Annotated in this window: 28 protein-coding genes; 5 read left to right on the plus strand and 23 right to left on the minus strand. The window is 47.5% G+C overall.

Features of this window, described 5'->3' with window-relative positions; all coding sequences use genetic code 11:
- Positions 1–8 precede the first annotated feature (8 nt).
- Complete coding sequence (locus tag ABIC22_RS06630; protein WP_354479542.1) at positions 9–740, minus strand: ABC transporter ATP-binding protein; 732 nt, start codon at positions 738–740, stop codon at positions 9–11.
- 281 nt (positions 741–1,021) lie between these two features.
- Positions 1,022–2,341 (minus strand): MFS transporter, encoded by a 1,320-nt coding sequence (locus tag ABIC22_RS06635; protein ID WP_354479545.1) that lies wholly within the window; start codon positions 2,339–2,341, stop codon positions 1,022–1,024.
- A gap of 491 nt (positions 2,342–2,832) precedes the next feature.
- On the opposite strand from ABIC22_RS06635, the gene ABIC22_RS06640 reads away from it, so the two are divergent.
- Positions 2,833–3,294 (plus strand): MarR family winged helix-turn-helix transcriptional regulator, encoded by a 462-nt coding sequence (locus ABIC22_RS06640; RefSeq protein ID WP_354479548.1) that lies wholly within the window; start codon positions 2,833–2,835, stop codon positions 3,292–3,294.
- A gap of 141 nt (positions 3,295–3,435) precedes the next feature.
- Here the strand turns inward: ABIC22_RS06640 and ABIC22_RS06645 are convergent, their stop codons facing one another.
- The 4 genes from ABIC22_RS06645 to ABIC22_RS06660 all read right to left on the minus strand — a co-directional run bounded on the left by ABIC22_RS06645 (position 3,436) and on the right by ABIC22_RS06660 (position 6,837).
- Positions 3,436–3,789 (minus strand): hypothetical protein, encoded by a 354-nt coding sequence (locus ABIC22_RS06645; protein WP_127540783.1) that lies wholly within the window; start codon positions 3,787–3,789, stop codon positions 3,436–3,438.
- Between the two features lie 318 nt (positions 3,790–4,107).
- A complete protein-coding gene (locus ABIC22_RS06650; RefSeq protein ID WP_354485879.1) occupies positions 4,108–5,628 on the minus strand; it encodes an MDR family MFS transporter in 1,521 nt (506 codons plus the stop codon).
- A 144-nt stretch (positions 5,629–5,772) separates the two neighbouring features.
- Entirely contained in the window at positions 5,773–6,345 is a 573-nt protein-coding gene (locus ABIC22_RS06655) for a GNAT family N-acetyltransferase (protein ID WP_127540787.1), read from the minus strand.
- 195 nt (positions 6,346–6,540) lie between these two features.
- Positions 6,541–6,837, minus strand: a complete 297-nt coding sequence (locus tag ABIC22_RS06660; protein ID WP_095293227.1) for a hypothetical protein — start codon at positions 6,835–6,837, stop codon at positions 6,541–6,543.
- 198 nt (positions 6,838–7,035) lie between these two features.
- Here ABIC22_RS06660 and ABIC22_RS06665 point away from each other — a divergent pair, with 198 nt between their 5' ends.
- Positions 7,036–7,515, plus strand: a complete 480-nt coding sequence (locus ABIC22_RS06665) for a GAF domain-containing protein (RefSeq protein WP_095293228.1) — start codon at positions 7,036–7,038, stop codon at positions 7,513–7,515.
- 156 nt (positions 7,516–7,671) lie between these two features.
- On the opposite strand, the gene ABIC22_RS06670 is transcribed toward ABIC22_RS06665, so the two are convergent.
- The 7 genes from ABIC22_RS06670 to ABIC22_RS06700 form a co-directional block, all read right to left on the minus strand.
- Positions 7,672–8,463 carry a MerR family transcriptional regulator gene (locus ABIC22_RS06670; protein ID WP_164764363.1) on the minus strand — a complete coding sequence of 264 codons (792 nt, stop codon included), beginning with the start codon at positions 8,461–8,463 and terminating at the stop codon, positions 7,672–7,674.
- A gap of 290 nt (positions 8,464–8,753) precedes the next feature.
- Positions 8,754–10,178: an aldehyde dehydrogenase family protein gene (locus ABIC22_RS06675; RefSeq protein ID WP_354479553.1), complete on the minus strand. Its 1,425-nt coding sequence runs from the start codon at positions 10,176–10,178 to the stop codon at positions 8,754–8,756.
- Between the two features lie 154 nt (positions 10,179–10,332).
- Positions 10,333–10,755, minus strand: coding sequence for a universal stress protein (locus tag ABIC22_RS06680; RefSeq protein WP_354479555.1), 423 nt, complete (start codon positions 10,753–10,755; stop codon positions 10,333–10,335).
- Positions 10,756–10,772: 17 nt separating this feature from the next.
- Positions 10,773–11,990 carry an MFS transporter gene (locus ABIC22_RS06685; protein ID WP_354479559.1) on the minus strand — a complete coding sequence of 406 codons (1,218 nt, stop codon included), beginning with the start codon at positions 11,988–11,990 and terminating at the stop codon, positions 10,773–10,775.
- Between the two features lie 158 nt (positions 11,991–12,148).
- Entirely contained in the window at positions 12,149–12,604 is a 456-nt protein-coding gene (locus tag ABIC22_RS06690; protein WP_354479562.1) for a MerR family transcriptional regulator, read from the minus strand.
- 177 nt (positions 12,605–12,781) lie between these two features.
- Positions 12,782–13,144, minus strand: a complete 363-nt coding sequence (locus tag ABIC22_RS06695; protein WP_095362087.1) for an SdpI family protein — start codon at positions 13,142–13,144, stop codon at positions 12,782–12,784.
- Positions 13,145–13,252: 108 nt separating this feature from the next.
- The gene (locus ABIC22_RS06700) at positions 13,253–15,622 is read right to left on the minus strand and encodes a heavy metal translocating P-type ATPase (protein WP_354479565.1); all 2,370 of its coding nucleotides are present in this window, start codon (positions 15,620–15,622) and stop codon (positions 13,253–13,255) included.
- A gap of 227 nt (positions 15,623–15,849) precedes the next feature.
- Here ABIC22_RS06700 and ABIC22_RS06705 point away from each other — a divergent pair, with 227 nt between their 5' ends.
- Positions 15,850–16,221, plus strand: a complete 372-nt coding sequence (locus ABIC22_RS06705) for an ArsR/SmtB family transcription factor (RefSeq protein WP_095362085.1) — start codon at positions 15,850–15,852, stop codon at positions 16,219–16,221.
- Between the two features lie 104 nt (positions 16,222–16,325).
- Here the strand turns inward: ABIC22_RS06705 and ABIC22_RS06710 are convergent, their stop codons facing one another.
- The 10 genes from ABIC22_RS06710 to ABIC22_RS06755 all read right to left on the minus strand — a co-directional run bounded on the left by ABIC22_RS06710 (position 16,326) and on the right by ABIC22_RS06755 (position 24,826).
- On the minus strand, positions 16,326–17,486 hold the full coding sequence (locus ABIC22_RS06710) for an AI-2E family transporter (protein ID WP_095362084.1): 1,161 nt from the start codon (positions 17,484–17,486) through the stop codon (positions 16,326–16,328).
- Positions 17,487–17,789: 303 nt separating this feature from the next.
- Positions 17,790–18,824: an LLM class flavin-dependent oxidoreductase gene (locus ABIC22_RS06715; protein ID WP_127540803.1), complete on the minus strand. Its 1,035-nt coding sequence runs from the start codon at positions 18,822–18,824 to the stop codon at positions 17,790–17,792.
- A gap of 160 nt (positions 18,825–18,984) precedes the next feature.
- Entirely contained in the window at positions 18,985–19,296 is a 312-nt protein-coding gene (locus tag ABIC22_RS06720; protein ID WP_127540805.1) for an ArsR/SmtB family transcription factor, read from the minus strand.
- 92 nt (positions 19,297–19,388) lie between these two features.
- Positions 19,389–19,970, minus strand: coding sequence for an NAD(P)H-dependent oxidoreductase (locus tag ABIC22_RS06725; RefSeq protein ID WP_354479569.1), 582 nt, complete (start codon positions 19,968–19,970; stop codon positions 19,389–19,391).
- Between the two features lie 115 nt (positions 19,971–20,085).
- The gene (locus ABIC22_RS06730) at positions 20,086–20,508 is read right to left on the minus strand and encodes a MarR family winged helix-turn-helix transcriptional regulator (protein WP_154896893.1); all 423 of its coding nucleotides are present in this window, start codon (positions 20,506–20,508) and stop codon (positions 20,086–20,088) included.
- 144 nt (positions 20,509–20,652) lie between these two features.
- Positions 20,653–21,330 carry an NAD(P)H-dependent oxidoreductase gene (locus ABIC22_RS06735; RefSeq protein WP_354479571.1) on the minus strand — a complete coding sequence of 226 codons (678 nt, stop codon included), beginning with the start codon at positions 21,328–21,330 and terminating at the stop codon, positions 20,653–20,655.
- A gap of 230 nt (positions 21,331–21,560) precedes the next feature.
- The gene (locus ABIC22_RS06740) at positions 21,561–22,019 is read right to left on the minus strand and encodes a 2-thiouracil desulfurase family protein (RefSeq protein ID WP_354479574.1); all 459 of its coding nucleotides are present in this window, start codon (positions 22,017–22,019) and stop codon (positions 21,561–21,563) included.
- Positions 22,020–22,076: 57 nt separating this feature from the next.
- Positions 22,077–23,327, minus strand: coding sequence for a hypothetical protein (locus ABIC22_RS06745; RefSeq protein ID WP_354479577.1), 1,251 nt, complete (start codon positions 23,325–23,327; stop codon positions 22,077–22,079).
- Positions 23,324–23,902, minus strand: coding sequence for an RNA polymerase sigma factor (locus ABIC22_RS06750; RefSeq protein ID WP_127540817.1), 579 nt, complete (start codon positions 23,900–23,902; stop codon positions 23,324–23,326). The genes ABIC22_RS06745 and ABIC22_RS06750 overlap by 4 nt, the downstream gene beginning before the upstream one ends.
- Positions 23,903–24,091: 189 nt before the next feature.
- Entirely contained in the window at positions 24,092–24,826 is a 735-nt protein-coding gene (locus ABIC22_RS06755) for a class I SAM-dependent methyltransferase (RefSeq protein ID WP_127540820.1), read from the minus strand.
- Between the two features lie 168 nt (positions 24,827–24,994).
- Between ABIC22_RS06755 and ABIC22_RS06760 the strand changes: the two genes are divergently transcribed.
- Positions 24,995–26,350: an MATE family efflux transporter gene (locus ABIC22_RS06760; protein WP_354479581.1), complete on the plus strand. Its 1,356-nt coding sequence runs from the start codon at positions 24,995–24,997 to the stop codon at positions 26,348–26,350.
- Positions 26,351–26,603: 253 nt separating this feature from the next.
- On the plus strand, positions 26,604–26,783 hold the full coding sequence (locus ABIC22_RS06765; RefSeq protein ID WP_354479584.1) for a hypothetical protein: 180 nt from the start codon (positions 26,604–26,606) through the stop codon (positions 26,781–26,783).
- Positions 26,784–26,968: the final 185 nt, after the last annotated feature.

The raw sequence follows: 26,968 nt of genomic DNA on the forward strand, positions 1-26,968 counted from the left end.
CTCCCTGACTAGGATGTCAGTATATCAAAACAGTCGAATAAGGATAATTCGGGCTGCCCGGCGACAGCGCGAATCTCATCCAGCGTGCCTTCAGCGGCCGATCTGCCTGCTGCAATCAGTACAAACCGGTCACAGATCCGTTCCGCTGTATCAAGTACATGCGTGGACATTAACACCCCTGCCCCGCGGCGGCGTTCCTCATCAAGCAGCTGCAGAAAATCCTTCGTTGCGCGCGGATCCAGTCCAATAAAAGGCTCATCTACAATATATACATCAGGTGAGGCCAGGAAGCCGATCATCAGCATCATTTTCTGACGCATGCCTTTGGAAAAACTGCCGGGAAGATCATCGCGTACATGATCCATACCGAAACGAACCAGCAATTCCTCCGCTCTCGCAACAAATTCCGCTTCCTCCATTTCGTACGCCGCTGCCGCAAGATCAAGATGCTCCCAGAGAGTCATATATTCATAAAAGACAGGCTGCTCTGGGATGTAGGCATATCTGCCCTCTCCTCCAATTGCAATCTCAAACTCGGCATGCTCCAGCAAGCCAAGCATCGTTTTGATGGTCGTGCTTTTGCCCGCCCCGTTTGGACCAATAATACCTACCAGTTCACCTGGATACACCTGGATTCGGATGTTTTGTATCGTCGACTTGCCTGCTTCATATCCTGCCTCTGCTATATGTACGTCCAGTATGGACTGCTTCGATGTTGACTCCTCAATTTCGATCTTCATGGCCTTCACTCCCTGGTTAATGACTTGTCCAGTGTGTTCTCCATTATTGTAATGGAGTTATTAGCTTTGTGTTTGATCATTTTGAGCATCTTTAATGAATTAGAGGTGGACAATGAAAAACCTTTAAACACACAAAAAAAGCAGGGGTTCCGGAGCCCCTGCTTTTTCATGATTATCCAGTGGAAAATCATCTTACCGATTACAACCCAACACCGTTGTGATTTCGCTCGTGGACACATTCTGGTTATGATGGTTGTCAATTAAGTACTGACACAATGGTGCTATTCGCTTACAGCCACTGCCTCACTCGCCACCGTTACATCCATCTTTTTCGATCTGCGTTTTAATACATAGACCAATCCCAGAAGTGTCATTAAAATACCTGAACATACAAAGGCCGGGATAACACCAAACGATGTGACCAGAAATCCCCCTACAACTGGACCCATAATATTGCTTGCTGTCATGACGCTGCCAACAGTCCCAAATACACGCCCCGTCATCGCTTCGGGAGTCCGTTCCTGCAGCAAAATTTGAAAAGGCACCACGGCGAACCCAATTCCGATTCCTGCCAGGGCAAACATCGATATCAGCAGAAGGTTGGCACCCAGACCAGCATGCGGCCATACGCCGACAACAACTCCAGCTGCACCAATGACAAGCCCCGTTATCGATGTGCCCAGCCCCATCTTCAGCACATGTCCTGCTCTTTTCCACTTCCTCACACTCATGGCTGCAATTAACGTTCCAACCCCACTGGCACCAACGCACCACCCCAGCAGATCACTCGAAATTCCGGGCAGCTGTCTGAACAGGACAACGGTCTGGGAATCAGCAAATTGCAGGAACAGAATGGCGGATGCCAGCAAAATGAGAGAAGACCCTACCTGTGGAAGTGAAGCAAGCATACGAACGCCTTCCAGCGTATCCCTCAAGAAGCCACCTTTCTCTCGGGATGAAATGCCCCTTATTTCTTCTCCCTTACTTTCTTGTACGGACGGTCTTACAGATTGGATCACCCGCTTACCCGGAATCCACAGCAAAATAATACCCGAGATGAGAAACGAGGCTGAATCCAGAATAAAACACCAGGTAATCCCAAAGGCTGCCACAAGCAATCCGCCAAGCGCAGGACCTATAATTTTGGACATCTGTTCGATCACCGAGCTGATGGAAACGGCTTGAGCCAGCTGCCCATGCGGCACAAATTCCTTCAACTTCCCGTTCTTGGCGGGTGAGAATACGACATCGAATAACGATTTGAGAATAAGCAATACGTATACATGCCAGATCTGATCGGCAAAAATGAACCCAGCAACAATCACGACTCGTGCACCGTCCGCCGCGATCATCAACCATTTCCGATTCATCCGATCCGCCAGCGCACCTGCAAACGGCCCTGTTATCAGCACAGGCAGTGCCGCACAAAGTGTAGTAAACGTAATTTCCCACGGCGTAGCATTCCAACGTATTCCCACCAACGTCAAGATTGCCAACAAATGCAGCCAGTCGCCCAGATTGGAGATGGCCTGTGCCACCATCAGTGTTACAAACGGACGGTTATGCTTCAGTCCGCTTTGTCCCTTCATTGTCATTTCCATTTCGTTTCTCCTCCACTTGCCGGAATTGTTGATATGGCTTTAATTATATAAATTGGAACTTATTCCAACCTCCTTCCGGAGACGGAGAAGAGCCAACATCCGAAGGATGAACTTTCTCAGGTGCAGGCTGCCTTGGAGAAGGACGAATGCTTAAATTTTAAATGCTAAAAATGCAGATCTTGTGACATATCGCATGTTTTTCGTGGAAACAGAAGCTTACAATAAGGACATGGCGACAATCTGAATCGTCAAACGTAACCTACTCAACCCTATATAAGTTGAATATATCGTTTACATGTTAATCATAACGAAGAGGACAGAAAAAACCTGGAAAAGCAACGTGTTCACCTTTATCACCGGATTTTACCTTTGAAAAAGATTCAAAAAGATCTGGGGATAACAGTGATTGGAGGGTTGTTCTGTCATCGTAGTGGTAGATAGTAACCTTATTATTTCAACTTATATCACTAAAATGAAAAGGCGGGATCAGCATGCTGGAATTACAAGAAATCGGAACCGAACGTTCACTTCATCTGTACCGCACCTTGGCCAAAACATTCAAGAGCGTGAATGAACACGCTGTATCCGGTAGCAAAGTGCACGGCTTCAACCCTACGGCATACGGGGTGCTGGAAGTACTGTATATGAAAGGGGCCCAGCCGATTCAACAGGTAGGCGCACAACTTCTGCTGCAGAGCGGGAACGTAACCTATGTCATTGATAAGCTGGAGCAAAAAGGGCTTTTACATCGCAAACACTGTCCACAGGACAGAAGGATTATATTTGTGGAGCTGACAGAGGAAGGTCACCGGACCATGGATGATATCTATCCAGGTTATGCACACAAGATCGATCGTGCAGTCAGTGGTCTGAGCGAGAGTGACAAGACATTGCTGTCTGAGTTGTTGGAAAGGCTTGCGCTTGGCGCAGACCGTCTATCCGCTAATGGTTGAAGAAATAACCAGGATGAATAGTGAAAAATAAAATAACCGGTTTCGCCCTTCTGCGGCGTAACCGGTTAATGCTGTGGAATCAACCCTACCTTATCCATATCAATACGGCGAGAACAACGATAACAAGGCCTCCGGCTGTTATTATGCTCGGCGCTTCCTTAGCTTACCAATCCATTTCAATATATATTGCCAAAACAAATAAACAAACGTAACGATCAGTACATATACATATGGCCCTGTATGCCGAAAAGCATCCATCCTGAGTACGAAGATTGCGAATAGAAGACCACATCCCGTCCCCAACAGGAAATAAGCTACAATTACATAAATCAACCTTGTACCAGCTCCCTTCATTTTCATTGAAGCAAGCACAGGATCGATGAACAGGGAGAAAGGCAGAATGAGGAATAGCATCGTTGCTGCATTGATCAGCAAACTTATGATCCATATATACCAAAAAGGATAGTAATACGTACCTTCTGCTCGTTCCGCCAAAGTCACCACTCTTGAAATCCCAACGTACAAAGAAATGGTTATGACGGTCAGCAAGGCTGCAAATAATTTAATGGAAAATGGCATGAACCAATTAGATTCAGTCCTTGGCTTATTCAATACACCTCAGCCCCATTCATATCAGATAACTCCATCTGGTACGGCGAAAAGTTAAAAACCTACTGTAAATTATATCAAATTTCCATTTGGAACCAACAAAAAAAGCAGCTGATCACAGCTGCCTTCTTGTGAAAATCAATGCTTTATCTCGTTGTGCTAATCAACAAAGTATTCGTCTTATGTACCGCATGGGTTCGACAATCACTTCCCGGCAACCTTGGCCTGTTTTGGCATTCCTGCCCCTGCCTCTGCCTCTTCCGGTACGATTAGACGTTTGCGTAATGCTAATGTGGTTAACCAGGATACAATCGCGATGACGAACATGATGACAAACAGGGAATGCAGACTGCCTTCCAGCACATTCCGAAGCAATGCCCATTTGTCATCCGACAAAGCAGCGTCCGTATGCGGTGCGAGCAGCTCATTCAAGTCACTTTCGGAAATGCCGGCATCGGCCAGGTGCTGTTCACTGGATAATTTCGATATCCGGTAGTTCAACCATGTGCCAAATACGGCCGCGCCAATCGTTTGTCCCAGAGTACGCATGAACGTATGCAGTGCCGTTGAAGATCCGCGTTCCTGATATCCTACAGAGGACTGTGCAATGATGGTGAATATCGTAAACGCAAATCCAAAGCCAAGTCCGTAAATAAAGGTCAAAATAAACAGCACGGCCTGCGGGGATGTTCCCCCTACCAGGAAAAGTCCTCCCGAGCCAATCGCGATTCCGGTCAATCCAATGAGTGCAGTCAGACGTGACCCGATTTTCATCAGGAGACGACCCGCCAGCACGCTACCGATTAACCAGCCTACGGACATCGGCGCGAGCAGCAGTCCGGATTCAGTCGCGTTGCCTCCGCGAACGCCCTGTACCCATAACGGTAAATAACTGGTCAGGCCGATCATCAACGTGCTGGTGAGCAGTCCCGCAATATTGGCAACGCGGATGTCCCGAATACGGAACAGATGCAGTGGAACCATTGGCGCCTGGGCTCTTTTCTCAACGACAAAGAATAAGATCATGAATACAACAGCAACTGCACTCAGCCCCAAAATGAGCGGAGAGCTCCAGGCATAATACTGCCCGCCAGCTGACAACACAAAGAGCAATGCCGTTATGCCCACCGTGAAGGTCAGCGCACCGATGTAGTCGATTTTGGCGGTACGAGGTGAGATGTCTTCCTTCAAATAACGAAATACAAACCACATGGCAAGCAGGCCAAATGGCACGTTGAATCCAAAGATCCACTGCCAACCGAGATTGTCGACAAAGTAACCGCCAAGCAGCGGCCCTGCCAGGGAAGATATGCCCCACACCGAACTGATCCAGCCCTGAATCTTGCCTCGTTCTTCAATTCGGTAAATGTCTCCAATAATCGTAAACGTAACAGGCACAACCGCTCCTGCCCCAATCCCCTGAATGGCACGAAAAATAATCAGCTGCTCCATATTCTGTGAGAAGCAGCACAGCAATGAACCGAGCAAAAACAATGCACAGCCAATCAGGAACACGGGCTTTCGGCCGTACAGATCACTGATCTTGCCAAAAATGGGCGTGCTGACAGCCATCGTGAGCAGATAAGCGGTAAAGATCCAGCTAAGCAGCTGCACACTTCCCAGCTCACTGACAATCGTTGGTCCCGCCGGACCAATGACCGTTCCTTCAATCGCCGACAAAAAGGTTGCCAGCAACAATCCCGCCAAGATGAAACTGCGTTTCAAACCTCCGGTTGTATTCACACAAACCCTTCTCTCTTTGTTCTCTATATAAGTAAAACAATCATTTACGCTTCCCACTCCGGGTCAGAACAATCTTTCGATCGCTGTTATGATGTAAATAAAAAATTAAACTTATATATTCTCTGTTTATTTTTTATGCTTGCGAAGCCACTCATCATACAGCAGGGAATACATCACCATATCCTTAAATCCGGTGGAAGTATGCTGTACCTGACGCAGCAGACCTTCCCGCGTAAAGCCGTTGTTGATCAGGAACTCTCCCGAGGCGGCATTTCTTGGATCCACCAATGCTTCAATCCGGTTAAGCCCCATGGTCTCATACCCGAAAGGCAGCATCACCGAGAACACTTCGGTCATATATCCATGCCGCCAGTAGTCACGACCCAGCTCGTAACCAATCTCTCCGCGGAATGCGCCTTCAAGCTGCCATGTATTGTATCCACAGCTGCCGATAAGACGGCCTGTTTCCTTCAGTTCGATGCCCCAGCGAATCGCCTCCTCTTCCCCTGCCATATGATTAAGCAATCCAATCATATCCGCAGCTTCACTTGTCCCGATCATCGGCGCCAGATTCATATAACGGGTCACCTCCCGGTCTGACCAGTATGCGAACATCTGAGCCGCATCCCGGCGGCGCATTTTGCGCAGACGAAGTCGTGCTGTCTCGAGTTCGGGAATTCTCCCTTTAGATTTATACATGAAAAGACACTCCGATCCGATCCATCTCTGCAGACCATAAGATTCAATAGTCATCTAAACATAACCTGCGCCGAATGGCAACAGTTCAGTCATCGGTTAGATATCAAAAAAACCGGGCCGCAAGGGTCCCGGTCTTGTTGTACGTATGATTCAATCGAGCTGTCCGTAACAGCTTGTCCTGCCAGAGTTTCATCTTCAGGCGGTTGAAGCCTTCTTATCCGCTCCCAGCAGCTCATCGCTGACCCGGCCAAGCACAGCCGTAATTTCCTTATACTCTTCAATGCCTGTCCCGGTCAGGCTCCACTGGTCGCCATGGGCGGTCAGGAAGTTCTCCTGCGTGAGATGTTCAAGCTCCTGCTTGATCTCCCGCTCGCCAACACGATAGCCGCGCTCCTCCAATAGAGGCAGTGCGTCACCAACGGTTAAATCCTGATTTTGGGCCAAATATAGAAGATGAATCCGTACAAAAAGATTCTGTACCTCTGCGTGCATAATCCAAACTCCTTCCAGGGTTATAGCCCTCCGTGATTGCTAAGTAATTACCCCGTGCGAGAAGCTGAGAAACAGGATGAATTTACAGGGGTTTCCCCTTCTTAATCAACATTCTACCGAAATCCTCCGCTTGACTAAAGGCATGCACTGCACTATCTTGAAAATAAGTACCATTTTTGCTCGGGAGGGTGATTCACCATGTTTCAAGCTGTTTCCTATGAAGGAACACGAAGCGAGCAGCACACCGCCGTCCTGGGACAGTTAAGTGCTCTGATCCGCGATGAACCAAGCGCCATTGCCAATCTGGCAAACGCTGCGGCGCTGCTCAATGTATTTTTAACCGATACCAATTGGGTTGGATTCTACCTGTATGATGGCAAAGAACTTGTTCTTGGTCCGTTCCAAGGGCTGCCTGCCTGCATCCGTATTCCGCTCGGACGCGGGGTGTGCGGCACATCTGCGGCGGAACGACGTACACTCGTTGTAGACGATGTTCATGCTTTCCCAGGTCATATCGCCTGCGATGCCGCATCGAACAGTGAAATTGTCGTGCCCATTATCAAAGACGGCGAATTATACGGGGTGCTCGACATCGACAGCCCGATCAAAAACCGTTTTGACGACGAAGATCGTATTTTCCTGGAACAGGCCGTCAAACTGCTCACAGAGCAGCTGTAACCACGGTTCTGCCGAAGGTCATTGTACCTATAATAAGCAGGTTGTTACAGCAATACGTACTGAAGATAGCCAAAAAGCACAGACCAGTAGTGGTCTGTGCTTTTTGGCTTATGCCTTTACATCCATGTTCTGCTCGCCCATGGTTACTCTATGCATTTAGGTCAATTCCTGTTCCGCTTTGATCATCATGCCGTCTCGCAAAAATTCAGCCAGCTTCGGATGATAACCGTCGTACATTTGGCGGAAATTTTGATGCTCCACATACAGATTGCCCAAATCACGATAGATTTCGGCAGTAGGCGTGTAGTAATCCTTGACCCATTCGAGATGTCTGCCAATGATGTGCTGAACTTCCGGGGATTCAGGTGTCAGGCCATCTTCGATCGCCCGCTGCAAGTCCCGGTTGATTCGGTCTATTTTTTCCTGGGAATCCAGGTAATCTTCTTTGGTTTTGAGTTCCCCGTCATAAGATACGGCTGATTCAGATTGTGCTGGATGCCAGTTTTTCGTTATGACCGGTTCATGGCTCGGTGACTCCGTTGAATCAGGCAGCATACTGTGATGCCCTTTTTTGATAAAACCCTGATACAACTCCCGGACCTCAAGCTCATACTCTCCCTGCAAATGGGAAATGGTTTTGTCCAGAGTCTGGATCAAGCCATGCAAATGCAATGCTTTCTCGAGCAGCTGAATGCGCTGCTGCTGCATCATATGAATGATATCATGATGATCTTCCTGCAGCATGGAGCCGATCTCTTCCTGTTCCACTCCCAGCTCCTTACAGAACAGAATCTGCTGGAGCTTCAACAGCTCCGGTTTCTCATAATAAACTTCATTCTGGTCTCTACCTGCAAATGCAGGTGTTAGCCAACCTGATTTTACATATTGGCTCAATTCATTCAGACTGATACCGGACATGCCGGATACGTCCGCCATGGTATACGCCATTCGCAACACCTCCTGTCTACACTGCATTATGATTCAGGGTTATTCATACTGCTTTTATGTTGATTGAGTTAGGTACAAGATTGGGACAACAATTAGTGCATTGTTTTGCGGTATGTAAAGTATTTATACCCTCCTGATGGGATGTGAACCGGGGGTCAGTAGGGAAATCGAAAGTGTTTTCACTATTTCCTATCGATCCATACAGAAAAAGCCCCACACCAACTACATTGGGTGCGGGACCTTATTACTTCATATTAGACAGTGCAAAACAGCCTGCTTTACAAACATCCTTAATTTTTATTGAACATGACAAACTTGAGTTCTGTCATTTCTTCAACAGCGTATTTGACACCTTCACGTCCCATACCGCTCTGCTTCACACCACCGTATGGCATGTGATCAACCCGGAACGTAGGAATGTCGTTGATCATGACCCCTCCAGCCTCGATATGATCAGCTGCATGCAGTGCAGTATGGATATTGTTCGTAAAAATACCTGCCTGAAGCCCATAGATGGAATCATTCACGTGCTCAATGCCTTCTTGGACCGAACTCACAGTGTTAATAACAACAATCGGTGCAAAGACTTCCTGGCACGACACCTTCGCATCACGCGGCACGTTAACGAGTACGGTTGGACGCAGCACGCCTCCTTCGGCCTCTCCTCCTGCGGCGACCGTAGCTCCTGCCTGTTTCGCTTCGTCGATCCAATCCAGGGTCCGCTTTACGTCTTTGGCTGTAATGAGTGCCGAAACCACAGTATCCGGGTTCAGCGGATCTCCTGTCACGACTTGTTTCGCTGCTTCCGCGAATCGGCGTATGAATTCGTCTGCAATGGCACTGTGTACATAAATGCGCTGCAATGAAATGCATACCTGACCCTGATACGTAAAGGCACCTGTCACACATCTTGGGACCACTTTGTCCAGATCCGCATCCTGATCCACAATGACAGCTGCATTCGATCCAAGCTCCAGCGTTACCCGTTTCAATCCCGCCTGACTGCGAATGCTTGTCCCTACCGCTGGGCTGCCCGTAAATGTAATATGGGCTATGCGCGGATCGGATACGAGCACATCACCAATCGTTTTGCCATCCCCACTTACCACGTTTAATGCACCATCCGGCAACCCGGCTTCCTGAAGCAGGTTCGCGATATAGTAGGCAGACAACGGTGTCTGCTCAGCCGGTTTCAGAACGATGGTATTGCCTGCTGCAAGGGCAGGTCCAACCTTATGTGCCACCAGATTCATCGGAAAATTAAACGGCGTAATCGCCCCGATGACACCCAGAGGCTGTCGCATGGTATATCCGATGCGCCCTTCACCGCCCTTGGCTGCATCCAGAGGAACGGTCTCCCCTGTGAGCCGCTTCGCTTCTTCTGCGGCAAAACGGTACGTTTCCACCGTACGATCCACTTCCGCAAGCGCAGCCGTGATTGGTTTGGCCGCTTCCAGCGCAATCACTCGTGCCGCCTCTTCCTTCCGCTCTTCCAGCAGGGTGGAGAGCTTGTAAAGGATGTCTGCACGCCGGTGAGCAGGCATGCTGCGCATCTCCTTGCCGGCCTGAACGGCAGCTGTTATGGCTGCTTCTGCCTCCTCCGCCGAAGCGGTAGACACTTCCGCCAATGTTTCTCCGGAATACGGTGCCTGAAGTGCCTTATATTCTACTGATTCCGTGGGTTTACCACCGATAAACAGATGTTGTTTTTTCATTATTGAATCCTCCAATCCATCATTGCTGCAAGTTTGACCTATGAAGTTACAGCGGGTCAAGTTCATGACAGAACAATCTTGTGATCGCAGTTATCCTTTATCTATTTATACACCACAGCAGCATCTTCAACCCAGCCTTAATTCCGGCAGTGCCCTATTTCACCGTTAATACCGGGCATGCTGCTTGTTTCAATACACCGTGGCTGACACTGCCAACGACGATTTCTGCCAGCACGCTTTTGCCGCCAGTACCCATGACAATGAGGCTGCACTCTCTTTCGCGCGACACCCGGCAGATCTCGTTTACCGGGTCCCCGGCAATGAGCAGTGTCTCATAAGGGATAGAATGTCCGGACAATAGCTGTTCTACCGGTGCAATAATATGCTGCCCTTCTTCCGCAATTCGTGCTTCCAGATCTACTCCCAGAGCCGGCTCATTCAAGGATACGGAAGGATTCACATGCACAATAATCAATCTGGCGGGATGCTTCAAACTTGCAGCTAAGTCAACAGCTGTTTCCAATGCCTTATGCGCATGATCCGACCCATCAACAGCTACTACGATTCGTTCCAGCATTTCAATTCCCCCATCCATTAATGTGTAATTGCTGCATCGATATCACGCAGATGTCTACGGCGTACAAGCAGAACCACGACACCAACCAGTACCATCAATGCGCCAAAATAAAACGGTGTTTCCGGCAGGAACCATTCCGACAATTTACCTGCAAGCCAAGGTGCCAGCGCACCGCCAAGGAAACGTACGAAGCTGTAAGCAGCCGAAGCAACCGAACGTTCAACCGGAGCAGCCTCCATAACAGCCGTCGTAATCAATGTGTTGTTGATACCCAGGAATATCCCGGCAACGATAACAGCAACAATGACAGTTGTGGACGATCCCATGACTGTACCCACGGCCATAACAATGAGGTCAATCGCAAACAGGGTCAGCATCACACTCATGGAAGGAACCGAGCCGAATCGACGCTGCAGTCTTGGTGCCACGAATACAGACGTGATTGCAAGCATGAGGCCCCAACCGAAGAACACATAACCAAGTCCATGCTCATCCAGGTTCATGACATAAGGTGAATAAGCCATCAACGTGAAGAAACCAAAGTTATACAGAAAGGCCGTAATCGCCAGTGTTTTCAGAGATGGATAACTCAGCGCCTTGAACGGATCGGACAGGGAACTGCGTGTTTTCGGCTTGGCCATTTTGGGCAGCATAAACGTAATGCTGATAAAGGCAATCATCATCAGGACTGCAACCCCATAGAATGGACCACGCCACGAGATGGAACCAAGCTCACCGCCAAGCAGTGGACCTACGGCAATCCCAAGACCCAGTGCGGCTTCGTACAAAATAATCGCTTTGGCCGTCCCTGAAGTGGACAGACCAACAATCGCAGATAACGCTGTAGCGATAAACAAGGCATTACCTAGCCCCCAGCCTCCGCGGTAACCAACCAGGGCACCAACCGTATCTGATGTTCCGCCCAGAGCGGAGAAGATGACGATAAGTAAAATCCCGCTAAGCAGCGTCCATTTCACACCGATCCGGCTGGAAACAACGCCAGTAATCAGCATGGCAATCCCGGTTACGGCGTTATAGCTCGTAAAGAGTAGGGAAACCTGGCTTTTGGATGCATGCAGCTGATCTGCAATGGCAGGCAGGATGGGGTCAACCAATCCCAGTCCCATAAATGAAATGATACACGCGAAGGCGACAGCCCATACAGCCCGTGGTTGGGACAGTAATCCTCCGCGTGATGACGGCAGTTCGTCAGGTAAGGATGGTTCTCTTTTCATACATGATACCTCCTGGTTATGAATTGAAATTTGATTGTAATACATGAAATTTTCATTTTACTTTCAAAAGCAAGTGAAACAAAACGGCACAAAATGACACCGGATCACCCGGTGCTTGCACGATTTCGTTTGTATGGAGTGATGTGTTGCTCCCTTGCTTATCCGTCTTCGGGATGTTCCATAGATTCATTCTTCTGTAATCGCTGAATCCCGTTCTGCACCCGTTCTCGCAATTCCTCCAGCTCTGCCTGTACGGCATGAATACTCTGCAGTTTCTGTTCAATTAACTGTAGTTGACCACCCAGCGTTTCATCCATACTCGTGAGTTTTTCAATCCGTTCCTTCACTTCGGTTGTCTGCTGGTAATCAAATCGCTGCTCATTCAGCACATCAGCCGTTGCGATATACGTATGCAGTTCCTGTAGAGAGAAGCCAAGCACTTCCTTGGCACGGACAACCTTTTTCAAATAGTCGATATCCGCTCTCGTATACAGCCGCGTGCCACCGTCCGTCCGCTGAGGTGAAGGCATGACACCAATCTCTTCGTAATACCGGATGGTACGCTTCGTCAACCCACATTCCTTGGCTACGTCGTCGATCTTATACAAGCTCATTTCCTTCACCTCACTTTTTATATGTCTATAATATTATGTACTTAATTATATATAATTATAACGTTAACGTCAACGTTAGATTTTAGCCACAGCAGCGCCATGAACCTCGCCGAACACAAAAAGACCCGCCTCCGCGGATCCTCTGCCTCTATCTTTTTTACATCGAACAACGAATTTCTATGATGCACCTTGCTCGCTTTGCTTCCGCTTCTGAGCATGCTGTACTTCCTTTAAGCGCCCTTCCACTTTCGTAAACAGTCTGAACGTGTAGAACGCAACTGCAAACAGACTGAGTACGAGAGCCTGTACATCGGTAAACCAGAATCCAAGAATACCAAACACCGTAATAATGACCCCAAACTGCATCATCAGGTTGGCGCTGTAACGCTGAGCTTCGTCCCATAAATCGGGATCGCTCATGGCGCGCGGGGTACGATAACCATATATGCCATTAATCTTTTTCGGCGGTTTTTTGAACAGCATTAATCCCAACACAAAATAGCACACTCCGCATATTAACCCTACAATTGCTCCTGCCAAGTTGTTCTCCCCTTCTCTTCAAACGTGCCTCTAAACATGCCTGCAGCCATAAAAATAAAAAAACGGCTCTACGTATATACGAAGAGCCGCGTCGTTCGTTTCGAAAACTTAAATGTTCTTTACACGCAGCACCCGCATGGCGTTCAGAACGGCCAGGACCGTTACACCTACATCGGAGAATACGGCCTCCCACATCGTGGCTATGCCGAACACTCCCAGCAGCAGGAAGATCACCTTAACGCCCAAGGCAAAACCGATATTCTGCCAGACAATCATTCGTGTCCGCTTCGCAATACGGATTGCGCTTGCCAGTCGGGATGGCTCATCCGTCATGATGACCACATCTGCTGCTTCGATGGCAGCATCAGACCCGAGTCCTCCCATAGCTACACCTACATCCGCACGAGCCAGCACTGGTGTATCGTTGATGCCATCCCCGACAAACACCATTTTCTCCTTGGGAGACTTGCCCGCTTCAAGTTCTTCCAGCCGTTCAACTTTGTGTTGCGGCAAAAGCTCAGCGTATACCTCATCGACTCCCAGCGCCTGGCCTACGGCTTCACCAACGGCTTTGGCATCACCTGTGAGCATGACCGTTTTGCGGATGCCAAGTGTCTTCAGTGCCTGTATCGCCGCTGCAGCATCATCCTTCACTTCGTCCGCAATGATCAAATGGCCAGCATATGCGCCTGCTTCAGCAACGTGTACCACTGTTCCCACCGTTTCAGGCTTGGTATAGAGAATACCCGCCTGTTCCATCAGTTTGGCGTTCCCTGCCAGCACCTCACGGCCATCCACACGGACTCTGATCCCATGCCCGGCAACCTCGTCATATCCTTCAACACCTTCTGTACGGATATCTTGGGCCCAGGCTGCACGAATGGATTCGGCGATGGGGTGATTCGATTGGGCCTCCGCGATCGCCGCGAGTTCCATCAGTTCACCTTCTGTACGTCCACCTTCCGGACGAATAGCCGTTACGTTGAATACACCTTTGGTTAATGTACCCGTTTTATCAAAAACAACCACTTTCACATCATTCAATGCTTCAAGGTAATTGCTGCCTTTCACCAGAATCCCGTTACGGGAAGCAGCTCCAATCCCGCCGAAGAATCCGAGTGGAATGGAAACCACCAGTGCGCATGGACAGGAGATGACCAGAAAGACCAGTGCACGATAGATCCAATCGGCAAATGTTGCACCACTAAGCACGAGCGGAGGTACAAATGCAATCAACGCTGCAAGAATAACGACGACCGGCGTGTAATAACGGGCAAATTTACTGATGAAATGTTCCGTTTTCGCTTTGCGGCTGCTGGCATTCTGCACCAGATCCAGAATCTTGGATACCGTGGATTCTCCGAAGGTTTTGGTCACTTCAATCGTCAGCATACCATTCTTATTCACAAAACCACTCAGTACATCACTTCCAGGCTCCAGTTCCCGAGGGACCGATTCCCCTGTAAGAGCAGACGTATCCACCATGGAATGTCCTGCCTTCACTATTCCATCCAGCGGGACCTTCTCACCCGCACGGACAACGATGCGATCACCGATGCGCACATCTTCCGGAGAGACACGCTTGGTCTCATCGCCAGAACCGACCAGAATATTGGCATAGTCCGGACGAATATCCATAAGCGACTGAATCGATTTGCGAGAGCGGTTAACCGCCATCCCCTGAAATAGCTCCCCAAGCTGATAAAAGAGCATGACCGCTACCCCTTCTGGATACTCACCAATGGCAAAAGCACCAATCGTTGCAACCGACATCAGGAAGTACTCGTCGAATACCTGACCCCGAATAATGTTTTTGAACGCCTGGAGAACGATATCTCCTCCTGCGATCAGATAAGCGACTACATAGAGAGCGAGCTGTGCCCATCCGTCCAGTGGGGACCAGATGGCCGCAGCAAGTAGGGCAGAGCCGGCAGCAAGCCTTGCAAGCAGCACCTTCGTCTGTCCTGCACCATGCTCGTGCGAATGCCCGGCATGCGCATTATGATCATGTGAATGACCGTGATCATGCCCGGCATGACTGTGATGATCATGCGCATGATGAAGAGCACCATGACCATGGCTATGGTGATGCGCTCCTTCATGATGATCATGGTCATGAGAATGACCTGTATGTTCGTGATAATGTCCTTCGGCAGCAGTTCCTGCATGTGTGTGCAGTTGGCCGTCCAATTGATCTCCCAGCCCAGCAGAAGCCTGATTGCCGAGCGGTAGTCTCCCTTTTTCCGAGATGCGAATGTGCGGCTCAAGCCGCAGGACCTTACGCTTCGCTTCTTCCAGAACTTGCTCATCCATATCGGAAGTTGTATGCACCAGTAAGGTTTTGGTTACGAAATTAACGGAGCAATCCGTGATACCCTTGATTTTTTTGACACCATTCTCAATCTTCAGCGCACAATTGGCACAATCCAATCCATCCAGCAGCAGTTCCCGTTTCACCTGTTCCTGACCGGTTCCCATGTGAATTCTCCCCTTTGCAGTTCGAAGCAGCATGAACATTTTAATTAAAGTTAATATATGAGCAACCATTCATATGTTTGATTAACCCTATTATATGCACGCCTAAACTGTAGTGTCAACGATCGATGATGATTTTACAGACAGAATATGCTAATAGTAATCATTTCGCTTTAGACGTTTTTTGGATATAATAGGCGTATAGTTGCTAGCATAGGCGGTGATAGGAAATGGAACAACCGGTTAAAGCGCCAGCGGATTGTGATGCGGCCTGCTCGGGAACGGAAGCGGACGTGGAGTCCATCCGCACTTCCCTTATTGATCGGGAGACTTCTTCCGAGATGGCGGATTGGTTCAAGGCGTTCAGCGATCCAACCCGACTACGTATTATTGATGCGCTGTTGCAGAAGGAATTATGTGTACATGATCTGACGGTGCTGCTTGATATGGGACAGTCGGCCATTTCACACCAGCTGCGTTCACTCCGCAACATGCGGATCGTCAAGCGTCGCAAGGAAGGCAAGACGGTGTATTATTCTCTGGATGATACGCATATTGAGCAAATCTTCCTGCAAACGCTCCAGCATATTAAACATGGCTAGGCGTAAGCCAGCCTGTTCTGACAAAGAGAACCCCCGTCTTTCGGCTGTTGCCGATGACAGGGGTTCTCTTTTGTTAAGGGTACCGTTTTCCATATGCAGTAACCTTACAGTAGATTGTTTTTATTCGGGTCATACAGACCGGAACGGCTCTTGAACCAGTTGAAGATGTGGGATACACAGACCTTAAGCACCGCATAACCCGGAACGGCCAACAGAATGCCCACCACACCGAACAGATTGCCTGATGTCAGAATGACAAAGATAATCGTGATCGGATGGATCTTGAGCGTTTTGCCCATGATCTGCGGAGAGATAAACTTGCCTTCAATCAGCTGCACAATCGTCCATACCGCCACCATTTTCAGCAGCATCACTGGAGAAGTCACCAGCGCCACAATGAGTGCAGGCGTAATGGCAATCGCAGGTCCCAGATACGGCACCACGCTGGTAAAGGAAGCGATAATGGCCAGAATCAGTGCGTAATCCAGTCCAATGATCATATAACCGATATAGAGCAGGATACCGATACAGAAGCTCACGATAATTTGCCCGCGAATGAAGGAACTAATCTGGTGATTAATGTCGTGAAGTACCTCCATGGCACCCGTACGGCTTTTGATCGGCAGAAACGATAGGATCTTCTCCGGAAGCTTCTTCCCGTCCTTAAGCAGGTAGAACAGAATAAATGGCACCGTTACAATGGATAATACCGTTTCGGTAAAAGCTCCAAGGAAACCGCCGAGTTTGTTCCAGGTGGAATTCAGAATCTCTGTTGCTTTCTCGGAGATCGTTCCCCACCAGTCCTGCCAGTTCATGTTCACCGTTTCCTGGACCTGACTGAACAGCTGACTGCCCGTAAGCTCCTCGAACTGCTGTCTGACATTTTCACTATACATCGGGAAATTGGCGATAAGCCCCATAATCTGATTGCGGAGCACTGGAATGACTGCCAATACAACAACCGTCAAAATGCCGCCAATCGCGAGGTAAAGGATCAGTATCGACCATCCGCGCTTAATCTTCCACTTTTCCATCACATCCACCAGCGGATTCAGCAGATAGTAGAGGATACCTGACAGAATGATCGGCAGTACAATCGTTTTGATTAGCACCGCAACTGGATGCAGAACAAAGGATATCTTCGTTAGCACCATCACGTTTAGTCCGACCAGCAGCAGAATCAGCAGAAATAGGACAAACTTGTTGTTCAGAAAAAACCGCTTAAACCGATCCGGCCAAATGCGGGGTTGTTCGGGTTGCTCCATGGGCATGTCTTCCTCTCTTATGTATCTGATCATGATAAAAAATAAGCTTTCATAGTGCACGCCTCATGCACATGCGAATAAAGAAACTTGTACAAGCCAACATATGTATAATGCTCTTGGTTTATACGTACGGCTCTTTTAACCGTTTCAAAATAGACCGTAATGTCATTTTACCCTAAAAAATCAGAACTGCCTCATATAATCATTGGGATGAGTTCTTGATAAGTAAAAACGGACCGCCTCTTGCGAGAGCGACCCGTTATTGAATCCAATATTCTAATCCTTGTTCATGTGCTGTTAAAGTTATGCTTTACCCGCCAATTGTGCGATCAATTCATAAGAATGCAGACGTGCCTGATGGTCATAAATCATGGATGTAATAATAAGCTCATCCGCTTGTGTCTGGGTAATAAATGATTCAAGCTGTCCACGTACCGTCTCAGGTGAGCCGTTTACGGCTGCTTTCAGCGTCTGTTCCACTCCAGCTCTCTCGCGGTCGGTCCATTTGCCTTCCATATCGGCTGGTGGCTGTACCAGTCCTGTCGTCCCGCGGATGATGTTCAGGAACTGCTGCTGCATCGTTGTACCGAGCCATGCTGCTTCTTCATCCGTATCTGCAACAACTGCATTCACACCTACAATAACATGCGGCTCCTTCAGTGTGTCGGAAGGCTGGAAGCTGCTTCGATATGTTTCAAGGGCAATGCGAGTATAATCGGGCGAGAAGTGGCTGGCAAAAGCAAACGGCAATCCAAGCCGCCCTGCCAAACGTGCACTGAAATCACTGGAACCGAGCAGGTAAATTGGGATGTTCAACCCTTCACCCGGCACCGCACGAACAGGGGCATGATAGGATGTAGCAGATGCATCGAAGTACGCTCTCAGCTCAGCCAGCAATTCCGGGAAGTCTTCTCCGCTGTTGAGATCTTTGCGCAGTGCAAGAGAGGTACGGCGGTCACTACCTGGTGCACGGCCCAGTCCAAGATCGATACGGCCCGGATACAGGGATTCCAATGTTCCGAACTGCTCAGCAATAACGAGTGGTGCATGGTTGGGCAGCATGATGCCACCGGAACCGAGACGAATCGTATTCGTGCCACTTGCCAGGTATCCGATCACTACGGATGTTGCGGAAGAAGCAATACCGGGCATATTATGATGCTCAGCTACCCAGTAGCGATGGTATCCCCAACGCTCCGCATGCTGTGCCAGATCCAGACTGTTCCGGAGCGCATCTGCGGGTGTAGCACCCACAACGACAGGAGCCAAATCCAGGATGGACAGCTTAACGTCGCTAATATGTTGTTTATGGGATGAAACTTGATTATCAGTAGTCATTATGAGAAGTTCTCCTTTGGTGAGATATATTTTTGTATATCCAGATATATAGATGTAAAAACACATAGAAATAGGAGTTACTGTATTATTCTTCGCCGTTTACATCCGGACGGAATCCCCGCCTGCTGCTGCATTCTTGCTTCCGTCCTGGCGTCCGGCTTTATAACTCGTGCTGTACATACTCGGCAAATTGACGAATGGTTTCTTCGTTGCGGCGATAATACGTCCACTGGCCCCTGCGCTCGGAGAGCAGTAGCCCGGCTTTGAGCATGGTCAGCAAATAACTGGATATGACGGATTGAGCCAATCCAGCCTTCATCTGAATGGTTCCGACACAGATCCCGCTCTTCCCTCCATCGGGATGCTGGGACAATTCCAGAGGTGAGAAATGCTGCTCCGGATCTTTGAGCCATGACAGTATCTGCCTGCGTGTCTCGTTGGACAAAGCTTTAAATATGAGTAAAGGTTCCATGGGTAAGATTATACCCCCTTTCTTGTATTTTGCAAACCAAACAGGTCGATTCATCGTCCGAATCGACCTGCCAATTGTTGCATTAGTATTCGTTAGAATTTGGTGCTTACCGTTTGCTTCACTTGCTCCAGCATGGATTGATAAGCCGCATCATCCAGATATCCGATACTGCCAAAGAACAAATGATCCACGGATTCAATGCCTACGAAATCAAAGATTCCGACATCGGAGGTCATTTTCATGCCGGCAGTCATGCCAATTTGGTCATAAATGTCACTAGGCGTTCCGTGTGTATTGATAATCAGTCCTTTTTTGCCTGTTAACAGCTTCTCGATTCCTGCTTCGCCTGAAGCATAAGCAAAACCATATGCAAATACCCGGTCAACGTACCCTTTCAAAATTGCCGGCAGCCCAGTCCACCAGATTGGGTAGATAAACGTAATTGCATCGGCATCCGTGATAAACTTCTGCTCTGTCGCAATATCCTGTGGATTCTGTCCTGCGCGCATGGATGCCGTGTCAGCTGCGCTCAATACAGGCTGAAATTCCAGGGCATACAGATCACGAACAACAACCTCATGACCTTGGGCTTCAAGTGCTTCTACAGCTGTGTTTAGAATGGCGTGATTGAAGCTGTCTGCGTGGGGATGTGCATATACGATAAGATGTTTCATAATAAAGTACCTCCAGGTTTTTGTTATATTATGTTGCAGCATAGTGGAGCAATAGATACTTACTAGACATATTCATAGATATCTATGTTTTTGTCTAAAAAAATTTTTTCTTTTTTTATAACTTATGGACAATTCCAATCAACAGACTCTCCAGTTGTTCCGCTTGCTCATCTGTCATTCCACCATAGACCATGTCCTGAATCGTTTCCGATACCTGTTCAAAAATGGGCTTCAGCTGCCGTCCTTGCTCTGTGAGGCGAATCAACGTCACCCGGCTGTCTTCCACACTCTTGCTGCGTTCCACATAACCCAGCTTCTCCAGCTTGTTCACAAGCACGGTGACTGTTGGTTGTGTACGATGGACACGTTCAGCCAGCATCTTGATGGACAGTGAATCTTCACGGTACAAAAACATCAAAATGTCACCGTGGGATGGAACAATCCCTGTAACGTCATGCTGCTCCAGTTCCTGAACAATGCGTTTGTTTACATGATCCCTAATCCTTGCGATTAGTGCAATTGCATTATATTTTGGCATGTCCTCATTATACATAGATATCTATATATAATCAAGCTTCATTTCTATAGAAGTTTTATATGAGCGTTGGCATTTGCAAAAGCAGCCCCTGCTACCTCCTTGATGTAACAGGAGATAACCGAGGCTTACTTCGGATGATTTTATTTACTCAATCCATTGTGTAATCTTGTCCAGAGGCTGCCTTGACTTTTCGCGTTTTGGTTCCTCTGCACGATAGCCAAACGCCGCCATCATCGAAATGTCCCACGCTCCATCTTCGAGCAAACCTTCTTCTTCGAGCATACGATGTACATCCTGGTAGCTGAAACCTTCAATCGGGCAAGAATCGATGCCAATAAGAGCTGCCGAGGTCATCATATTGCCGAGTGCAATGTAAGTCTGTTTGGATGCCCAATCGAATAGCGTTTTTGGGTTCTCAAGCAGACGCTGATTGTTTTGAAAATTTCCATATGCCGCACTTGTTAACTCGAACACATCATCCGGCATGCCCTTAATCTCTTTGAGCATGTACTCCGCATAAGGGGAATTATAACTTGCATCGGTCCGGGCCAGGATGACCACGAAATGGCTCGCCGTTGCCAATTGCTTCTGCGCTCCAGAGGATACTTCAGACAAGCGCTGGCGGAGCTCCGGTTTTTGCACGATCAAGAACTTCCATGGCTCGAATCCGATCGAACTCGGTGATAACCTTCCTGTTTCCAGAATAAATTCAAAATCCTCCGCTGTAATTTTGCGTGAATCGTCAAATACCTTCGTCGCATGCCGGAAATGATACGCGTTCAAAATTTCTTCCTTTTTCAATGCTTGTGTTGTAGGCTCCATGAAACTCCACGTCCTTCTCTTTTATTATTGAATGGTATGCTGACTCTCGGTGTCTTCATTATTTTCATCATTTGCTTAAGTATTAGTTTAGAATCTATAACCACAAATTAAAAGTACGCACATTATTGTTTCTCAGTATTTAAAAGTAAGTATTGTGTTGTTACAAAGAAAAAATCTGCTTCGAGAAGTTGATTATTCTCCTGGGCAGCTTGTTCCATACCTTGTATGCTTTACAATTGTTCCATGAATTCAATTTCCGAAATGACTTCATAGCCTTCATGCCGAAGCAGAGCTGATGTGACACCTTCACCTTGTACCTTGTGATTAGCGAAGTTACCATCATAGATGGCTTGTGTGCCGCAGGAAGGACTGAATTCCTTCAACACAATGCAAGTAACGTTGAGTCTTTTGGCCCATTCCAGCGTTTGATAGGCTCCCTTAATATACAGTTCTGTAACGTCCCTGCCACCTCTCTCAATCACCTGGGCTGTGCCTGCGAGCACATCCTTACCTGTACCTCCGATAACTTCTGCCGGTTCCCGCGGAGTGGAGAATCCACCGAGCAGTTCCGGACAGACCATCAAGGCCTGCTCTTGCGCTACGAGCTCCTGAATCTTCTCATCCAGACTCGCTGTTCCGTTGTAACGGCAAGCTACTCCTGCCAGACATGAACTCACCAAATATTTCATTATGCTCTCCTTATGTTCAATTCCTCAGCTATTAGGATTGTACCATACGGATTAAACTTAAAGATCTGATATTGTAATCATGGTAATGCGTGCATCTTCTTCATAACGAACTTGAATCATATTGGCCATCTCTTCCAAGCGGAATGTTGCCATGCCAATATTCTTTGTATCCCGCTCAAAGACATATTTATCAAGATCAATATCGAACATTTTTTGGATTATCGGTGCTGCATTCTGCCTGATTATTTTTTCGTCCATGTTACTCAACTTCTCAAAGTAGAGCTCATACTCCTCACCAGTTTCGAGTTCTGGAACCCCCCTCTGAAAATCCATTACAGTATATTCATTGCTATATCTCCCACCAACACTCCTTACCAAATACCGATCACCAAAATAGAGGGCCGTTGTTTCTTCAAGCTGCTTATCATTTTGAGTAAACGTTACACTTTTCAAAGCTGGTGCTGGCTCACCAGACAAGGCTTCAATCGAGCTTCTCGCATTGGTTATCAGATCTGTGGACACTGTGTCGCTACTCACTGTACCAGAAACCGAAACTGCTTCATCCCGTGTCCACTCAATGCTGCCACTGCCCTTCCCGTTCTCCAAAAATAATGTGGTGAACCATACAGGCTTCTCCTGACCCTGCTTCATCTTCACATAACGTCTGGCTGAGATCGGCTTCAACGTTGGATCACTGTTAATTCCTTTAAGAAGCCCAGGGACTTGACGCAAAAATCGGTGCTCAAGCTCATTCCCAGGCATCTCACTTCGCATATCGGCTTCAACCAGTGCTCCAGTCTTCCCATCCAGCCACATCTTGGCATACTCTGATTTATTCACGTCGCCAGCCTCGATATATACCCAGCCGGTAATTGGCCCTTTCTTAGCATAATGGACTTCCAGTTGTTTACCTAGATAGTCTCTCATCGACATAGCCACAGTTTGCTTCATCTCACTTGTTAGCAGGTTCATGCTAGGGTCATCTGAGAGCTGCAGAGCAGACACAGGATACACCCTCTCTACAATGGGCTCCAGAACCTGTCCATTCCATAAGATAGCTGCTGCTGCTGCTACCGCAACTGTCGTCACTACAACAACTTTCCGGGGACGTGAACGAGCAGTGCGACGGTTCCGCTTCATAATATGTTGTTTCTGTTTGTGATCTGGAGCATCATTGACATGTTCCTCACCCGTTTTCATCCATTCCACCTGACGAAGTACATTCTGCTTGTGCTGGTCTTGAAAAGGAGACGATGCAAACGGCTCCTTGCGGATTTCTTTTTCCCAGTCTTCATCCTTGAACCTCATCTATTTCTCTCCTCCCATTGTTTCCGCACTTTATCTTTGCCCCGTGATAACCTCGATTTCACCGTGCCTGTACTGATTCTCAGCATTTCCGCAATTTCGTTCATGGTGAGCTCATACTTCAGATGCAGCAACAAGATCTCACGAAACTTATCCGGCAGAGCCATGACGATGTCCCATATTTCATGTACATGCTCCCTACTTATTACCTCGGCTTCAGCTGATGGATGGGCATAATGTGCAGGCGTCATCTCACGAATATGTGAAGGACCCTGTTCTGATTCAATCGGTAGTGTCTCCCCCCATAAACTGCTGCGAAAAAACCTCGATTTCCGGTATGTAAATGTCGTATTCCTAGCAATGGTGAGCAACCAGGTTTTCAGGGAACACTCCCCGCGAAAGTGTTTAATCCCGGAATATGCCTGAATAAATACTTGCTGTGATATTTCGTCTGCCTGCTCTGTACTTCTGGTCAAAAAGTAAGCATAGTTCCACACATCATTCCCATAGTCATCCATCATGCTGCTGAGTGTGTAATTGTCGATCGTCTGGGCCTGGGCCAGAAATTGATATTCCAACGGATGTTCACCTCACTTAATAAGACTGTATCCATTCCGGTTTGGTTCCCGATCCGATCATTTTCTCATTTCCTTTTCTGAAATTAAATAAAATAAACCAGCAGGGTTCCAACGATCTGAACCTACTGGTTAAGCCCTCTTCAGGCTATGCCGCCTAATACTAACCATTCTAGTCAACTTACAGATAGCTCATGCTTTAACTGCAGCAATCATGAGAAACATGGGACGACGATTCTCGTCTCGCATACCCGGGAATTGATCCATCATCTCAGGCGAAGGTTTGGACTCAGCCACCTGCTGAATCACAAATCCCGCCTGGATCAGTTCATTCAGATGGGTTGCCAATGTCCGGTGGTACTTAACTACGTCCTGATTCAGAAAATTGGTAACACGCTTTCCCTCCTGATGATAGTCATCCACAGGCCAATGCATAATCTCACCTTGAGGCCCATAGTGCCAATCCTGCGCAGCACGAGCCGTGAAGATCGGATGTTCCACTGAATATACCAATGTACCACCCTCGACAAGACAAGCATGGATTTGAGCAAATACCTGATCCAACTGTTCAATGTAGTGCAGTGCAAGCGAGCTAATGACCACATCGAATTGTTCAGGGGCAAATTCAATATCTTCAATGGCCATATGCCTGTACTCAATTCGTGAATCATCCGTCATCTCCCGTGCACGCTGCAGCATATTCCCAGATAGATCCACGCCAATAACTGATCTGGCCTGCTGCTCCCGTGCGTATCGGCAATGCCAGCCAAAGCCACAGCCCAGATCCAGTACATTTTTGTCCTTTAACTCAGGTAACATGGTTCGCAGTTTATACCACTCACCTGCCGCCTCAAGCCCTTGAGTAGAACGAGCCATCTGACTATAGTTGCTGAAAAATTCTGACTCATCATATTTGTTCTGCTTCACAAACAGATCCCCCTTTATTTATTAAAAAAGATTACAGTAACTCTACTACATAAACGAGGTTTTCGAGGAAAAGTTGCCAAGCAAATTCGTCCCGTGTTATTATACAGAACGAACGTTCAGTATTATTTATCACAGAATGAACATTCAGTTTATTAAATGGAGGTTAATATGAACACGAACTGGACGCATCCCCTCGAAAGGCAATCTGTAGGAAAAGCTTTTGTAAGCTACCTTGTGCCATCCATACTTGGGATGCTGGTCATTGCTTTTAATTTTATTATCGATGGCATCATGGTTGGGCACAAACTTGGATCCACTGCGCTCGCCGGAATTGGTATTGCTTCACCGGTATACACCCTTTTTGTAGCGATGTCGTTATGGATCGGCATGGGCGGAGCTACCCTGTATTCCAACCATATGGGTCAAAGGGATATGACCACGGCCAAACAAATATACACGAAATCAATTACGATTATTCTGTTAATTACGATGGCTATAGGATATACCGCATTCACGTTCAAGGACCAACTGGTCTATGCTTTGGGTGCCAATGCAGAGACGTTTCCCTATGCCGCTGATTATATAAACATCATGCTGTTGTTCGGGTTTGTCTTCACCATTGAAAATGCCCTGACGATCTTTGTCCGTAACGACGGTGATCCCAACACCTCCATGTACGCACAGATCACATTTGCCGTAGCCAATATCGTTCTTAATTATGTAACGTTGTATGTACTCGAATGGGGTGTGCAAGGTGTGGCCATCGGTACAATCGTCTCGGCATCCTTAGCCCTGCTTGTCCTGTTGTCTCACTTTTTCAAAAAATCCAATAATCTTGTCTTCACTCGGTTCAAATGGAATACCAAACTGCTCGGAACCATTGTTCTTATTGGTTTTCCCAGCTTTCTTGCCGAACTCGGCATGTCTGTCTTCTCCATCTCACACAACATTTCACTGGACCGGATTGCAGGTACGGATGGTGTAGCATCCTTTACGGTACTGAATTATATCCATGGTGTAGTTTTACTCGCTTTTCTGGGTCTGGCTTCTGCTGCCCAACCTCTGGTTAGTTACTATCATGGAGCCAAACAGATGGCGCGTGAAAAACAAACCATTCGCATAGCCTCCAGAACGGCTCTAGCTTGTGGTGTCATACTACTGCTTGTTGTGCAATGGGGAGCACCTTACTTCGTGCAGATCTTCGGAAACTTCAGTGAGATTGTCACAAACAATGCCGTGTACGGCTTAAGAATATTTACTTTTGCCTACCTGTTTATGGGGATCAATTTTGTCATGAGCACCTATTTCCAATCGGTAGGGAATGCCAAAATGGCGATCTGGATCACGGCTGCACGTGAGATGATCATCATGATTGCATTCATTGCAGTCCTTCCATCATTCTGGGGCGTAACGGGTGTATGGCTTGCTGTTCCTCTCTCTGAGATGCTTGTTCTCGTGACCATCGCTGTTAACTATAGGAAACGTACTGTTTCGGAGAGGATTCATAGTCTGACTATTGAATAGATGTTAAATTTACAGTTAAAAGACCTGCCTAATCCATGGATTAGACAGGTCTTTCACATCATATTCAGTTGGATGTCATTGAAAGCGAATTAATTAATTCAAATTTGGGATTAACCCACTTTCCCCAACTATATTCGAATATCGAACCTGCCATTGCTGACCGTTGTTGCGTCGAGCCCATACTTGTTCAGAATTTGTATAGATCGCTATGGTACAGTTGAATGATTAACCTGATTGGATGGTGCACGAACGAATGGAAAAGGCATACTTCGAAGAAATGCATAAACTTGGGCATGATGATGAATTAAGATATCGGCTTCTTATTAGAGGCGTTAAACAATTATTAGAGAATCAGAAAAAGGAGCGCATCAAACGCACCCGATTGCTCAATCTCCGCAAGAAAAAAGAGCCTCAGGCTGCTAACTGGTCGTAAACATATAAGAAGTCACAAATAGATAAGAATTTCATCTTAAGTAAAAAAACAAATGATTTAGTGCAACATCCCCACCGGGTAGGTCCCTATTTATTTCTTAACTAAAATTGTGTTTATGAGTCATAATATAAGGAGGCCCTATTCTTATTGAATAGGGCCTCCTCTTTATTTATTTAATAGTCATT

Origin of the sequence: Paenibacillus sp. PvP094 (assembly GCF_040546835.1) — a bacterium.
Classification (GTDB): Bacteria; Bacillota; Bacilli; order Paenibacillales; family Paenibacillaceae; genus Paenibacillus; species Paenibacillus illinoisensis.